The sequence below is a fragment of the Helicobacter sp. MIT 14-3879 genome, from assembly GCF_003364125.1.
Genome location: NZ_NXLP01000010.1, coordinates 50019 through 64237 on the forward strand (window position 1 = coordinate 50019; position 14219 = coordinate 64237).

Genomic DNA, 14219 nt, shown 5'->3' on the forward strand with positions numbered 1-14219 from the left:
GTAAGCTTTGCTTACTTAATGCTATTTAAACTTTTCTTTTATATTATTTATCCATAAATCTATTCTAGATTCAGTTAAATCACTTTGATTATCTTCATCAATGGCTAGTCCTAAGAATTCATCTCCACTAATTGATTTAGATTGAGAAAATTCATAATTTTCATTTTTAGTTTTTCCAATTATTGTAGCTTTTTTTGCTAAATTTGCTAATATGCCTATGCTATCACAAAATGTATCGCTATATCCATCTTGGTCTCCTAATCCTACTATTGCAACAATTTTATTAATAAAATCATCTTCATTAATATTGTTAGCAAAATCTTCCCAATCTGTTTGTAAATCTCCATCACCATATGTTGAAGATGCAAGTATTAAATTTGTATATTTTGATATATCATCTTTAGAAGCCTTTGCCACATCAATTAAATCACAATTTTGTAATTTTGATGCAATATTTTCTGCAATCTCTTGAGTTTTTCCTGTGGTGCTTCCATAAAAAATACCAATTTTTTCCATTTTTATCCTTTTAATTTTTTACTTAAAAATAAGAGCTGAAACACTATGAAAAAAATCCTAAAAATTAGTTTAAAAAATATTTTTTTGGTAGAATCTTAAATTATTTTTATACTTCCAAGGACTATAGATGGATACTAATAATAAAAAAAATCATTATATAAATACAAATCCACTACAAACTACTTTATATGTTAAAGAAAAGCTTCAAAGAGGTTTAAATAACTTTATTAATCACGAATCTTTTGGTGGTGTTTTATTATTTTTCTGTGTAGTTTTAGCAGTTATAGTAGCAAATAGTAGTTACAAAGATTTATATTTTAGGATAATGGATAGCGAATTTGGTGCATTTGTAGGAGGAAGTTATGTGAAAATTAGCATTATTCACTTTGTAAATGATGTATTAATGTCGCTTTTCTTTTTAATGGTTGGGCTAGAGATGAAAAGAGAGGTTTTATATGGTGAGTTAGCAGGATTTAAGAGAGTTAGTTTTTCTATTTTATCAGCACTTGGTGGAATTACAGTTCCTATTATTATTTATTTATATTTTAATCACGATACACCTTCAGCACACGGATTTGGTGTAGCTATGAGTACAGATACAGCATTTGCACTTGGTGCTATTTTACTGCTTGGAAAAAGAATACCTAGAGTTGTAAAGATATTTTTAGTTACTTTAGCTGTTTTTGATGATTTAGGTGCAATTTTAATTATCGCATTTCTTTATACGAATCATTTTGATATGTATTGGATTTATATAGCTATTGTTTTAGTTTGTATCTTGATATATTTAAATTATAGGGATACAAAATATCTCTCTAGCTATGTCTTTATTGGTATTTTGCTTTGGATTGCTATTTTTCATAGTGGAGTTCATGCAACTATTGCAGGAGTTATATTGGCTTTTGCGATACCTGGTCGTTCAAATATAAGAAAAAAGTATTTTATAAGTATTTTAAATATGCTAGAAGAATGGAATAATGTGCTTTTAAAAGAAAAGCCTAGCACTTTACCTAAGCAGGATTTTAAGAAAAAGGGATTTTTTTATGATTTTTTTAATGGAATCTTTAGCTTTTTTAAATCTGATGAAAATAAAAAAATTGATATTGAAGAAACAAGCAAACAAGTTCATATGCTAGATACAATAGCAAAATATTCTTTATATGCACAAAATCCTCTTGTAAAAATGGAGATCATATTACAGCCTATTTGTGCGTATTTTATTGTGCCTATTTTTGCATTTTTAAATGCAGGCATAAGTTTAGAATCTAGTATGAATTTTAATGTAGATGGAATCTTACTTGGAACCATTTTAGGTCTAGTTATAGGAAAACCATTTGGTATATTATTGTTTTCATTTTTGGGAGAGAAGTTAAATGTTGCAGTTAGACCATCTGGATTAACCTATGGGCATATTTTAGCAGTTGGTATTTTGGGAGGTGTTGGATTTACTATGTCAATTTTTGTGGCAAATCTTGCATTTTCTAACCCAGCTCAAGTTACTCTAGCTAAGTTATCAATTTTAATTGCCTCATTAGTTTCTATTATGTTTGGAGTTATTGCATTATTCTTTGTAACTAAAGATTCTATTCAAAATTAAATATTTGTCAAATACAAATTTATAATATAATAAGTTAAATATTAAAAATAATAGGACTTAAATTCTTAAAAATTAAATTAATCAATAGTTCCTGTTGAAGCTAAAAGAATATTATTTCCATTGCTTGAAGATGTAGCATAAGAATCTTTTAATAATGTGCAAAATGACCCTTTTCTTCCACCTATATTTTGTGGATGAAACTCCAATGTTCCTGTATTTACATTAATGCCTAGTTATTGCCCCACATCCGCCTTTAAAAGTTTGTCTTCCAGAAGGACTTTTTACATTTCCTAATTGATTGAATCGCATTATTTGCAGTTAAACCTATACTATTGTTCCCACTACCATTTCCAATAATTCTCCATCTACTTCTATCTAATCCACCAACTTCAATTAACCATTCACTCCAAGTAATCATATTACTTTTTGTTGGGTCATTTGGAGCTGGAACTTTGCTTGCTGTAGGGTCAATATTATCTGCAAAAACTTTAGCAACAACTGCCTTTTGAACTGAAGCTAAATCACTTCTTGCTGTTGCAACTTGTGCATCTGTCCTTGTAGCAACAAATCTTGGAACTGCTACTGCTGCTAAAACTCCTAGTATTACTATAACAAATACTAACTCTATCATACTAAAAGCATTTCTTTTCATTATATTGTCCTTTAATTTATAATTTTAATAAATTTCCTTTATAGATTTAAATAAAGTTATAGATTTAAATAAATCTTAAAAGTAAATGAAATATAAACATAATTTTTAAAGCATAACTTGAAGTTATAGCAAAATAAGTGGTATTTTTGTAACTATATGATTAGAATTTTAATGGTTTTTATTTAGCATTTTTCCCCACATTAGCTTATACTTTCTTTGTATTGCTTCTAATTCTTGTTTTTTATTTTCTATTTCTAGTTTTAGGTTTTCTATTGTTTTTTTATCTTCAATTTGACTTTCTTTTACACTAAGGAGAGAATCTTTTAGGAATTGATTTTCATTTTTAATTGATGCTATTGTTTCATCTTTTGCTTCTACAACTTTATCATGTAAGTTTAGTATTGTCCCTATGCTTTGTTCTATAAAATCAGAATCAATATTTTTTGATACTAAAGTATTTTGTGTGCTTTTTACAAGGGCATTTGTTCCACTTACGCTATCGACATATAATATATTATTAATATATTTTGCACTAATTTGCCCTTTTGTAATTAACTCTTTAATATTTTCTATATTAAGCCCTGTAATTGTTAGAAATTCTTCTATCTTAATCCAATTTTCACGCATCTAAACTATCCTAATTTCAATTTCATTAGAATCTAATTCTACTTTTTTGGATTTTATTACTCTGTCTTCTATTAGTTTTCCTGCTAATTCTTCATTTTTAAGAGATAAAATTTGCATTGCCATATATGCTGCATTTATTGCTCCAGCTTTACCTATTGCCATCGTTGCTACAGGCATTGAGCTTGGCATTTGAACTGTTGAGAGTAGGGCATCTAAACCATTTAATGGGCTTGAGTTAAGAGGCACTCCTATAACAGGACGGGAAGTTTGAGCAGCTATTGTTCCTGCTAAATGAGCAGCCATTCCTGCCGCTGCTATAAATACACAAGCACCTCTATTTTGTGCATCTTTTATATAATCTTTTGTTCTTTCTGGGCTTCTATGGGCAGATGAAATAATAACCTCATATAAGCAATCAAATTTTTTTAATACTTCTACACATTCACTCATTACTTCCCAGTCACTCTTACTTCCCATAATTATACTGATAAAATCCATATTACCAACCTCTATAATTTTTAAAATAATAGCAAAACTAAATTGAAGTTTATATTTAAAGAACTATATGTTATACAATCCTTGTTTGGTGCGTTAGAATATAAAAATTATTATTTTCATATTCTATTAATGTAATTCCAAATTTTTGTGCATACTTTAGCACTGAAAAGCTTGGTTTTTGAGTAAAAACTATAAAAGTAATTTTTTGTAAAATTATTATTTTTAAAACTTCAATATCAAGTCGAAAGTTAAGTAAAGCAATGCAGTCAAATAAATCATTTTTTGTATGCAGTTTTGCTTTACCAATGGCTTTATAAATACTATTTTTAATATTTGTATCAAATGATTCTATGTCATTAATTTCATTATAATTTATATAAAATGAGATTCTAGTTTTATATACACTAGTATCTTTAAAGAAATTTGTATATTTTTTTAGTATGCTATTATGTAGTGTACTTCTGCTACTATTAAATGGCATAATTATTTGGTGATTTGATGTTTTTTTATCATTTAATATTATTTGCTCACAAGTATTTATAATCTCTTTGGAATCTAGTCTATCTAAAAATTCATCTTTGCTAATATCGATTTTTATAAAAATATCATTTTCTTTTATATTAATAATTTTAATTTTATCAATATCAAAGTTATTTAAATATCCATATACAAGCTCTTTTATTTCATTTGGTATTGTTAGAAATGTAATTTTTACATAATCATTAATAAATAAGTTGATATTAATATCATTATAAAAGCTAGCTTCTACCTCTTTAGATTCTGTTTTGATATATATTTTTTTTTTCATAAGTTTTTTATTGTCCTTAAGTAATATTTTTATATTGAATAATATTTTTAAAAATAAATTAAATTCTTTAATAATTTTAAGTAAAAAAAACTAATATATTGTTTTATAATATTACTAAATTTTTGATATGGAGTTATTATGAAGTATATTAAGTTTTTTAATGAGTTGAACAATAAAGATGTTTCAATTGTCGGTGGTAAAAATGCAAGTATAGGAGAGATGTTTCAGGAGCTAATAGAGGTTGGTATTAAAGTTCCAAATGGTTTTGCAATTACAAGTGATGCTTATTGGTATTTGCTTGATAGTGGAAATATTAGGCAAAAAATAGTTGATTTACTTCATAATGTAGATACTTCAGAGATAGATGTTTTAAAGGCAAGGTCAAAAAAAATAAGAGAATTGATTTTTACTACCCCTTTTCCAAAAGATTTAAAAGATGAAATACTTGAGGCTTACAAGATATTAAGTAAAGAATATAATATGAATTTAGCAGATGTTGCTGTGAGAAGTTCTGCTACTGCTGAAGATTTACCAGATGCATCATTTGCAGGGCAACAAGATACATATTTAAATGTTAAAGGAGAGCAAGAATTAATACATTATGTTAAATCCTGTATGGCTTCACTTTTTACAGATAGAGCTGTTAGTTATAGAGCAAGTAGAGGATTTGACCATTTTAAAATTGCCTTGAGTGTTGGTGTACAAAAAATGGTAAGAAGTGATATAGGAAGTTCTGGCGTTATGTTTAGTATTGATACAGAGACGGGATTCCAAGATGCAGTATTTATAACAAGTAGTTGGGGTTTGGGTGAAAATATCGTTGGAGGGACTGTTAATCCAGATGAGTTTTATGTGTTTAAGCCAACATTAAAGCAAGGTAAAAGACCTATTATTAAAAAAGAAATGGGTAAAAAAGATATTAAAATGGTATATGCTCCTTCAGGCAGTGATAAACCAACAAGAAATATCCCTACTACAATAGAGGAGCTAAATAGTTTTTCAATTACTGATGAGGATATATTAACACTTGCAAGATATGCTATTTTAATAGAAGAACATTATACCAAAGAGGCAGGAGAATATCGCCCTATGGATATGGAATGGGCAAAAGATGGTAAAAGTGGAGATATATTTATAGTTCAAGCTCGTCCAGAAACAGTTCAGAGTCAAAAGCAAAAAACAAATAATATTAATGTAATAGAAAAATTTAGTTTTAAAAAACCTGTGGATAAAATACACACTTTAGTTAAAGGTATGGCAATAGGCGATAAGATAAGTCATGGAAAAATAAAAATAATCCAAGATATAGAGCATATGAATGAAATTAAAGAGGGTGATATTTTAGTAACAGATAATACTGACCCAGATTGGGAGCCTGCAATGAAAAAGGCTGCCGCTGTAATAACAAATAGAGGTGGTAGAACCTGTCATGCAGCTATTGTTGCTAGAGAAATTGGAGTTCCTGCAATTGTAGGTGCATCAGGTTCTACTGAGAAGTTAGCAAATGGAATAAAAGCAACTGTATCTTGTGCTGAAGGAGAGCAGGGATTTGTATATAATGGAATCTTTGAATATGATAAAGAGATTATTGATATTTCAGATTTAGGTGAAACTCATACAAAAATTTATATGAATGTTGGGAATCCAGAGAAAGCATTTAGTTTTGCTCAACTTCCAAATAGTGGTGTAGGTTTAGCTAGAATGGAGCTAATTGCAATTAATAATATAAAGGCTCATCCCGTTGCATTAGTAGATATGCAAAATGGTAAAACAGATATACAAGACTATGATTTGATTAAAAAAATAATATGTGGATATGATAATCCAAAAGATTTTTTTACAAGTAAAATAGCCGAGGGTATAGGAATGATAGCATCAGCGTTTTATCCAAAGCCTGTAATTGTTAGAACAAGTGATTTTAAAACAAATGAATATAAAGGTATGATAGGAGGAGCTGCTTACGAACCACACGAGGAAAATCCTATGTTAGGCTATCGTGGAGCAAATAGATACTATTCTGATATTTATAGAACAGCTTTTGAATGGGAATGTCAAGGATTGGCAAAAGTTAGAGATGAAATGGGATTAACAAATATGAAAGTTATGGTGCCATTTTTAAGAACTCCTGAAGAGGGTAAAAAAGTATTAGAAATTATGAGAAGAAATGGCTTAGAATCTGGAAAAGACGGATTAGAGATATATGTAATGTGTGAACTTCCTGTAAATGTTATATTGGCAGATGAATTTTTAGCATTATTTGATGGTTTCTCCATTGGCTCAAATGATTTGACGCAACTTACTTTAGGCGTAGATAGAGATAGTGAATTGGTTAGCTCTATTTTTGATGAGAGAAATCCTGCAATGTTTGAAATGTTTAAAAGGGCTATTAGTGCGTGTAAGAAGCATAATAAATATTGTGGAATCTGCGGACAAGCACCAAGTGATTACCCAGAGGTAACAGAATTTTTAGTGCGTGAGGGTATAAACTCTATTTCTTTAAATCCAGATTCTGTAATTGCTACTCATAGAGTAATAGAAAAGTTAGAAAAAAGCTTAGGTATAAAGCCAAATTAGGTAGCTTTGTAAATATATCATTTTCTTTTAAAGAAAATGATATAACCTAAAGGAGGAAAATATAATGTTAGAAAATAAAAATATTCCAATTGAAAGCTTTGATAAACTTAGAAATGAAGTAGATTTTAAAGATTTTGAATACAAGGACTATTTTGAGCTTATCTGTAAGATTAAACCTAACAAAAAACCTAATAAAGAGAAAGGAGATAAAAAAAAGGGGGGCTTGAAATAAGTGAAATAATAAATGAAAAAAGATATAAAGAAAAAGGTCTTGTTTATATTTTTGTTATAGAAGGTAAGATTTTTAAAATAGGTGAGAGTGGTAGAAGTTTTAAAGAAAGACTTGTAAGTTATAAACAGGGAAATAATGAAGCAGGCGGTTTAACAAATCGTTTTATTTTACAAAGCTTATTAAATATTAATAAAGAAATTGATGTTTATGCCTTTTTTTCGCAAAAATTATATTTAAAGCCTTTTAATAAAGAAGATGAAGAATTAATATCGTTTTCATACGCTAGAGAGCTAGAGAAGTTTATTATTAAAAAATTTAATGAAAAATATAATAAATTACCAATAGGAAATAAAAATGGTCGCTAGTTATTTTTAAATACAAAGGCTATTAAAGCTAAATATTTTAAAGTAAAAAGACTTAATTTTTAAATCCCTAAAAGCATATTTATTACCTTTAAATTAATTTTTTCCAAAGCCATAATTTTTAACTACAAAGTCAATATCTTTATCACCTCTACCGCTTAGATTTACTAGAATCTTTTTACCTTTTAAATCTTTTGCAATTCTTAGTGCATAAGCTAGAGCATGGCTAGATTCTATTGCAGGGATTATACCCTCCATTTTACTTAATTCAAAAAATGCAGATATTGCTTCATCATCATTTACTAGCCCTACTTTTGTTCTCCCAATAGAATTCAAATAGGCTTGTTCTGGTCCAACGCTAGGATAGTCTAAGCCACTTGCTATACTATATACACTAGCTGGGTTTCCATCTTTATCTTTTAGCATAATTGAATTAAATCCATGCATCTGTCCTTCACTTCCATAGCTAAGGCTTGCAGCGTGTTCACCCTCCTTTACATTATCAATATTTGATTTACCAAGAGGCTCAATACCTACTAATTCTACACAATCATCTTCTATAAAACCACTAAAAATACCAATAGCATTGCTTCCTCCACCTACACAAGCAGTAACAATATCAGGTAATTCTCCTGTCATTTCAATAAATTGTTCTTTTGCTTCTATGCCTATTATTGTTTGAAAATCCCTTACAATTCTTGGAAATGGATGAGGTCCCACTATACTTCCTATGGCATACATTGAGCTAAGTGGATCTTTTAAGTAAGCTTCAAATGCAGAATCTACAGCTTCTTTTAATGTCTTTGCTCCAAAGCTTACAGGAACTACATTTGCTCCTAATATTTTCATTCTAACTACATTGGGATATTCTTTTTCAATATCAATTTCTCCCATGTGTATTTCACATTCCATACCAAAATATGCTGCTGCAGTTGCTAGGGCTACTCCGTGTTGCCCCGCTCCTGTTTCTGCTATTAATTTCTTTTTACCCATAAACTTTGCCAATAACCCCTCGCCCATACAATGATTTAGCTTATGAGCTCCTGTGTGGTTTAAATCTTCTCTTTTTAGGTATATTCCAGCACCACCATATTTTTTGGTTAGATTGTGTGCAAAATAAATTGGTGTTGGGCGCCCCTGAAAATGTTTTCTAATTTTTCTAAGTTCAGCAATAAAATCACTATTTTGTGCTATTAGTTCATAGGCTTCATTTATTTCTTTCATTTGTATTTTTATTACTTCAGGGATAAAACTACCTCCAAACTTACCAAAAAATCCATTAGAATCTGGGAATTGTTTTAAATAAGAAATATTCATCTTATAACCTCTTTATATAAATTTTAAGATATACCTATCACTAAATTTATTAAATAATATGAAGTTCACGCTTTTTTTGGTGTAACTAATATATTTACATATCTTCCATCAAGCGTTGGTTCACCTTCAGTTGAAGCACAATCTGTAAGCATATCTATTATTTTATTTAGCACATTAAATCCTTGTTTTGGGTCTGCCATTTCCCTGCCTTTTAAAAATACTCTAAACTTAACATGTTTTCCATTACTTAGGAATTCTTTAGCATGTTTTACTTTATAATTAATATCATTTTGTGCTATTTGTGGAGAAAGTTTTATTTCTTTTATTTCAATTTGTTTTTGCTTTTTCTTCGCCTCTTTGTTTTTCTTTTCTTTTTGATAACAAAATTTTCCATAATCCATAATTTTGCAAACAGGTGGTTTGGCATTAGGAGATATTAAAACTAAATCAAGACCAGCTTCATCAGCTACACTTAAAGCTTCATCAGAAGATAATATTCCTAATTGCTCCCCATTTTTCCCTATACATCTTACCTCATCAAAAGTAATAGCATTATTTAATAAAGTGTTATCTTTCAAAAATATACCTCATTCATTTCTTTATTTAATTTATTCAAAAATTCCTCCTTTGTTAATGTGTATTGTTCTTTTTTGATTCTATCTCTAATTGAAATTGTATTATCTTTAATTTCTTTCTTTCCTATGATACCAATATAAGGCACTTTTTGTTTTTCACTTAGTCTTATCTTTTTATTTAAACTATCATTTTTTGTATTTATTTCAGTATAGATATTATATCTTCTTAATGTAGTTTGTAAGCCTTTTGCATAAAATAACTCTTCTTCACCCATAGGAATTATTGCTAATTGGGTTGGAGCTATAAATAATGGAAGTTCTCCATTAAAATGCTCTATTAAAATTGCTATAAATCTTTCAAATGAGCCTAAAATTGCACGATGTATCATTACAGGTTTGCTAGCTTTATTGTTTTCATCAATGTATTCAAGATTAAATCTCTCTGGTAAATTCATATCAATTTGTATTGTTCCACACTGCCATTTTCGCCCTATTGCATCTGTAATCTTTATATCAATCTTTGGACCATAAAATGCACCACCACCTTCATCAATGCTAAAATTAATGTTATTAGTTTCTAAAGCCTCTTTTAGGGCATTTGTAGATTTTTCCCAAATATCATCATTTCCTATGTATTTACTTGGTTTTGTTGATATTTCCATTTCATATTTAAAATTAAATGTATCCATAATTTTGCTTGCAAATTTTACAATATTTACAATTTCATTTTTTATTTGACTTGGGCGACAAAATATATGTGCGTCATCTTGAGTGAATTCTCTAACTCTAAGCAACCCGTGCAATACCCCACTTTTTTCGTGGCGATGCACTACGCCATATTCATAGAATCTAAGTGGTAAGTCTCTATAACTTCTAATATCATTTTGATATACCTTTATATGCCCTAAGCAATTCATTGGTTTTATGCCGTATTCTACCTCATCAATGGCTGTAAAATACATATTTTCTTTATAGTTATTATAATGCCCGCTTATTTTCCATAAATCACTTTTTAGTATTTCAGGACCTCTTACAGGCTCATATTCTTGTGATATTAGTGCTTTAGTAAGGAAATTTTCTATATTTCTTCTAATTCTAGCACCTTTTGGTAGCCATATAGGAAGACCTGCTCCAATATCTTCATCAAAACTAAATAAATGCAGTTCATTTCCAAGTTTTCTATGATCTCTTTTTATAGCCTCTTCAAGCATATTTAGATATTCTTTTAATTTATCTTTTGTAGCAAATGCAATGCCATATATTCTAGTTAGCATTTCTGCTCTCTCATCACCTCCTAAATATGCTCCAGCTAACTTTGTCAATTTAAAATGTTTTATTAAATTTGTATTTGGTATGTGAGGACCCCTACATAAATCTTCAAAATCTCCTTGTATATATGTGCTAAAACTATCTCCTTGTATATTTTTTATAACAGCTTCTTTTAGCTCATCATTCTTAAAACGATTTTGTGCTTCAATTCTGGTAATATATTCTTTTTTTATAGCATTAGATTCCTTTGCTAAAAGCCGCATTTTTTCTTCTATTTTATTTAAATCATCTTGTGTAATTTTTTCATCAACTTTAAAATCATAATAAAATCCCTCATCTACAACAGGACCTACAAAAAACTTTGCATTGGTGTATAGTGATTTTATTGCTTGTGCCATTAGATGAGCACAAGAATGTCGTAAAATTTCTAATGAATCTTTAGAATTATCAAGGTAGATTTGTTTATAATTTTGAGTATTAATATTTAGTTCTTTTATAGTTTGTAAATCAAAGATTTTATTATCTTTTTTATAGGCTATTAATTCGCTCAATATTTTCCTTTTATTTAAGTGGTGGCCACGATTGGACTTGAACCAACGACCACTACCATGTCAAGGTAGTGCTCTACCAGCTGAGCTACGCGACCATTCTTTTATCATTCTTAATAGGGTTTAAATTTGCGATTATATCTATTTTTGCTGCAAATTAAACTTAAATTTTTGTTATAATTTGGCAAAATTAATTACTTAAGCGATAGAATAAATATGGGATCTAAATTAAATACAAGCAGAATTAGTGTTACCATACTTGTAAAAAATGCACAAGATACTATAAAAGAGTGTTTATATGCTTTAAAAAGCTTTGATGAGGTTATTATACTTGATAATAAAAGCACAGATAATACACTCCTTATCATACAAGAGTTAAATAAAGATTTTAGTAATTTAAAGGTTTATCATAGTGAATTTATAGGTTTTGGTGCTTTAAAAAATCTTGCTATAAATTATGCAAGAAATGATTGGATTTTAAGCATCGATAGTGATGAAATTTTGCAAGATTTTGTTATAGATGAACTAAATAAGCTTGATTTAAGTTTTCAAACCATAGTAGCTTTTGGACGAAAAAATCTTTATAGAGGTGAATGGATTAAAGCTTGTGGTTGGTATCCTGATTTTGTTTATAGACTTTTTAACAAAAAATTTACAAAATTTAATGAAAATATTGTTCATGAAAGCATTATTTTGCCACAAAATTCACAAAAAATTTATATTAAAAATGCACTTAAACATTATGCTGTTCAAAATATAGAATCTATAATAAATAAGATGAATTTTTATACTAGTTTTTCTGCAACACAAAAATATAATGTCAATACAAAAACTAATATATTTTTTGCAATAGTTAGATTTTTCTTAATATTTTTTAAAGATTATTTTTTACGCAAAGGGTTTTTATATGGTTATAAGGGTTTTATAATTGCTTTACTTAATGCTAATGGGGCATTTTTTCGTTATGCAAAGTTATATGAATTAAATAAAAGAGAAAAATAATTAATGCTTTATATTATAGTTCCAATTTATAATGTTGAAAAATACCTAAAAGAATGTTTAGATTCTATACAAAACCAAACTTATAAAAACTTTAGTGCAATTTTAATAAATGATGGAAGCACAGATTCTTCTAAAAGCATTGCAGAAGAATATACAAAAAAAGATAATAGATTTTATTTGATAAATCAAGAAAATAGTGGTATTGGTTATGCTAGAAATAAGGGCATAGAGTATGTATTGAATAATATGAATGTAGAGCAAAGTGGGGGGGGGATATATGATTATATTGGCTTTGTAGATTCTGATGATGTAGTATCTATTAGTTATTTTGAGAATTTAATTTATTGTTTAGAGCAAAATAGGACTAAAATGGTAAAAACAAAAAATGTTTATAAATTTTATGATGAAAAATATGATAAGAACATATTTTCTTATGTATCTATAAATAAAAGAGGTTTTATTAAAGATTTAAGTAAAAATCTATCATATAAAACTGAGCCTTGGAGATGTGTAATATCTATGGATTTAATGGAAATATTAAGATTTCCTAATGTAAGAAATGGAGAAGATGTTGCATTTGGAATTTGTGCTAATGCTCTAGTAAAAAAGGTGGCATTTTGTAAAACTGCAAGATATTTTTATAGAAGTCGTAAGGGTTCTCTTAGTAATCAAATTAATAATTTAGATATTAATAGAAATTTTACCACAAATGATTTTTATGGATTTAAATTTATTTATGAATTTTTTAAAAGATATAATTTATTAGATAAATATACTATTCCAATTGATATGATTCGTCCAAATTTTAAATACTTAATAAATAATGAAGGTTATTTTGTAGCATTAAAAGAGCTTATATTTTCATTTAACTTAACGCAAATAGAGTTAAATTCTAATCCAGCTTTTAAAATAATACTAGATTCTAATAATGCTAAAGAATATTATTATAAAACTATGAATTTTAAAGAGTGGTATAAAAATAATTTTAGAATAAAGTTTAATAAGAGAGAAAAGACAATCAAGTTATTTGGGAAAATCTTATTTCAAAGTAAATATAATAAAAATAATAAATGGATATAAAGTGAAAACGATATTAATCACTCTTAAAGATATAACAGAAGAAGGAGGAGGAGAGAGAGTTGTAGTTAATCTAGCTAATGCTTTCATATCTATGGGATATAATGTAGTTATCTTAAGCTTTTATAAGAAAAATCAAAGCTTGTTTTATAGTCTAGATTCTCGTGTTATCCTTATATTCCTTTCTTCTTATTCCTTAGTTAATGCAAATATTTTTAAAAAATTTTATTTGAAAATAATTTATCGTTATTTTTTATGCTTTAAAATTAATAAATTTATTAGATACTATAAAACACAAGTTGTTGTTGCAAATGATGGTTGGTTTGTTCCACTATTTAAAATAATAGGTATTAAATATATTAGGATTTGGCATTTAAAAGCTCCTAAAAAAAAGAGATTTAACCTCTTTTTCTTCCATACTCTAGTAATACTATCTAATAAAGAAATTTCACTTTTTAAAAAACTCCACCCAAACATAAAAGTAATTCCAAACTTTATTCCAGAAATTCCTTTAGAAGTTTCTAATTTAGATAATAATAATGTCCTTTCAGTTGGTCGTATGGAT

14 protein-coding genes, 1 tRNA gene and 1 pseudogene are annotated in these 14219 nt (G+C 27.9%); 6 read left to right on the forward strand and 10 right to left on the reverse strand.

The window, feature by feature from the left end; all coding sequences use genetic code 11:
- Positions 1 to 21: 21 nt before the first annotated feature.
- A complete protein-coding gene (locus CQA44_RS07000; RefSeq protein WP_115546569.1) occupies positions 22 to 516 on the reverse strand; it encodes a flavodoxin in 495 nt (164 codons plus the stop codon).
- A 127-nt stretch (positions 517 to 643) separates the two neighbouring features.
- On the opposite strand from CQA44_RS07000, the gene nhaA reads away from it, so the two are divergent.
- Entirely contained in the window at positions 644 to 2113 is a 1470-nt protein-coding gene (gene nhaA, locus CQA44_RS07005; protein WP_115546570.1) for a Na+/H+ antiporter NhaA, read from the forward strand.
- A gap of 77 nt (positions 2114 to 2190) precedes the next feature.
- Here the strand turns inward: nhaA and CQA44_RS13190 are convergent, their stop codons facing one another.
- The 5 genes from CQA44_RS13190 to CQA44_RS07025 all read right to left on the reverse strand — a co-directional run bounded on the left by CQA44_RS13190 (position 2191) and on the right by CQA44_RS07025 (position 4698).
- Entirely contained in the window at positions 2191 to 2319 is a 129-nt protein-coding gene (locus tag CQA44_RS13190) for a hypothetical protein (protein ID WP_258864927.1), read from the reverse strand.
- A 47-nt stretch (positions 2320 to 2366) separates the two neighbouring features.
- On the reverse strand, positions 2367 to 2765 hold the full coding sequence (locus CQA44_RS07010; RefSeq protein WP_181881812.1) for a type II secretion system protein: 399 nt from the start codon (positions 2763 to 2765) through the stop codon (positions 2367 to 2369).
- 168 nt (positions 2766 to 2933) lie between these two features.
- Positions 2934 to 3392 carry a DUF3972 domain-containing protein gene (locus CQA44_RS07015; protein WP_115546572.1) on the reverse strand — a complete coding sequence of 153 codons (459 nt, stop codon included), beginning with the start codon at positions 3390 to 3392 and terminating at the stop codon, positions 2934 to 2936.
- Complete coding sequence (gene purE, locus CQA44_RS07020; RefSeq protein WP_115546573.1) at positions 3393 to 3890, reverse strand: 5-(carboxyamino)imidazole ribonucleotide mutase; 498 nt, start codon at positions 3888 to 3890, stop codon at positions 3393 to 3395. It abuts the gene before it with no gap.
- A gap of 70 nt (positions 3891 to 3960) precedes the next feature.
- On the reverse strand, positions 3961 to 4698 hold the full coding sequence (locus CQA44_RS07025) for a formate dehydrogenase accessory sulfurtransferase FdhD (RefSeq protein ID WP_115546574.1): 738 nt from the start codon (positions 4696 to 4698) through the stop codon (positions 3961 to 3963).
- Between the two features lie 138 nt (positions 4699 to 4836).
- Here CQA44_RS07025 and ppsA point away from each other — a divergent pair, with 138 nt between their 5' ends.
- Together ppsA and CQA44_RS12545 are read left to right on the forward strand one after the other, a co-directional pair.
- Complete coding sequence (ppsA, locus tag CQA44_RS07030; RefSeq protein ID WP_115546575.1) at positions 4837 to 7272, forward strand: pyruvate, water dikinase; 2436 nt, start codon at positions 4837 to 4839, stop codon at positions 7270 to 7272.
- Positions 7273 to 7336: 64 nt separating this feature from the next.
- Positions 7337 to 7504, forward strand: a complete 168-nt coding sequence (locus tag CQA44_RS12545; RefSeq protein ID WP_181881813.1) for a hypothetical protein — start codon at positions 7337 to 7339, stop codon at positions 7502 to 7504.
- A gap of 458 nt (positions 7505 to 7962) precedes the next feature.
- Here CQA44_RS12545 and trpB read toward each other — a convergent pair whose 3' ends face one another.
- From trpB to CQA44_RS07050, 4 genes are all read right to left on the reverse strand, one after another.
- Positions 7963 to 9183, reverse strand: coding sequence for a tryptophan synthase subunit beta (gene trpB, locus CQA44_RS07035; RefSeq protein WP_115546576.1), 1221 nt, complete (start codon positions 9181 to 9183; stop codon positions 7963 to 7965).
- A 65-nt stretch (positions 9184 to 9248) separates the two neighbouring features.
- Positions 9249 to 9767 carry a translation initiation factor IF-3 gene (gene infC, locus CQA44_RS07040; RefSeq protein WP_408941380.1) on the reverse strand — a complete coding sequence of 173 codons (519 nt, stop codon included), beginning with the start codon at positions 9765 to 9767 and terminating at the stop codon, positions 9249 to 9251.
- Positions 9758 to 11581 carry a threonine--tRNA ligase gene (gene thrS / locus CQA44_RS07045; RefSeq protein WP_181881815.1) on the reverse strand — a complete coding sequence of 608 codons (1824 nt, stop codon included), beginning with the start codon at positions 11579 to 11581 and terminating at the stop codon, positions 9758 to 9760. Before thrS ends, infC begins: the two co-directional genes overlap by 10 nt.
- A gap of 16 nt (positions 11582 to 11597) precedes the next feature.
- Positions 11598 to 11673 (reverse strand) — tRNA-Val (locus CQA44_RS07050).
- A 118-nt stretch (positions 11674 to 11791) separates the two neighbouring features.
- Between CQA44_RS07050 and CQA44_RS07055 the strand changes: the two genes are divergently transcribed.
- The 3 genes and pseudogenes from CQA44_RS07055 to CQA44_RS07065 all read left to right on the forward strand — a co-directional run.
- Positions 11792 to 12577 (forward strand): glycosyltransferase family 2 protein, encoded by a 786-nt coding sequence (locus tag CQA44_RS07055; protein WP_115546579.1) that lies wholly within the window; start codon positions 11792 to 11794, stop codon positions 12575 to 12577.
- 3 nt (positions 12578 to 12580) lie between these two features.
- Complete coding sequence (locus tag CQA44_RS07060) at positions 12581 to 13657, forward strand: glycosyltransferase family 2 protein (RefSeq protein WP_115546580.1); 1077 nt, start codon at positions 12581 to 12583, stop codon at positions 13655 to 13657.
- Between the two features lies 1 nt (position 13658).
- Positions 13659 to 14219: pseudogene (locus CQA44_RS07065) on the forward strand (glycosyltransferase family 4 protein); the annotation flags it as partial.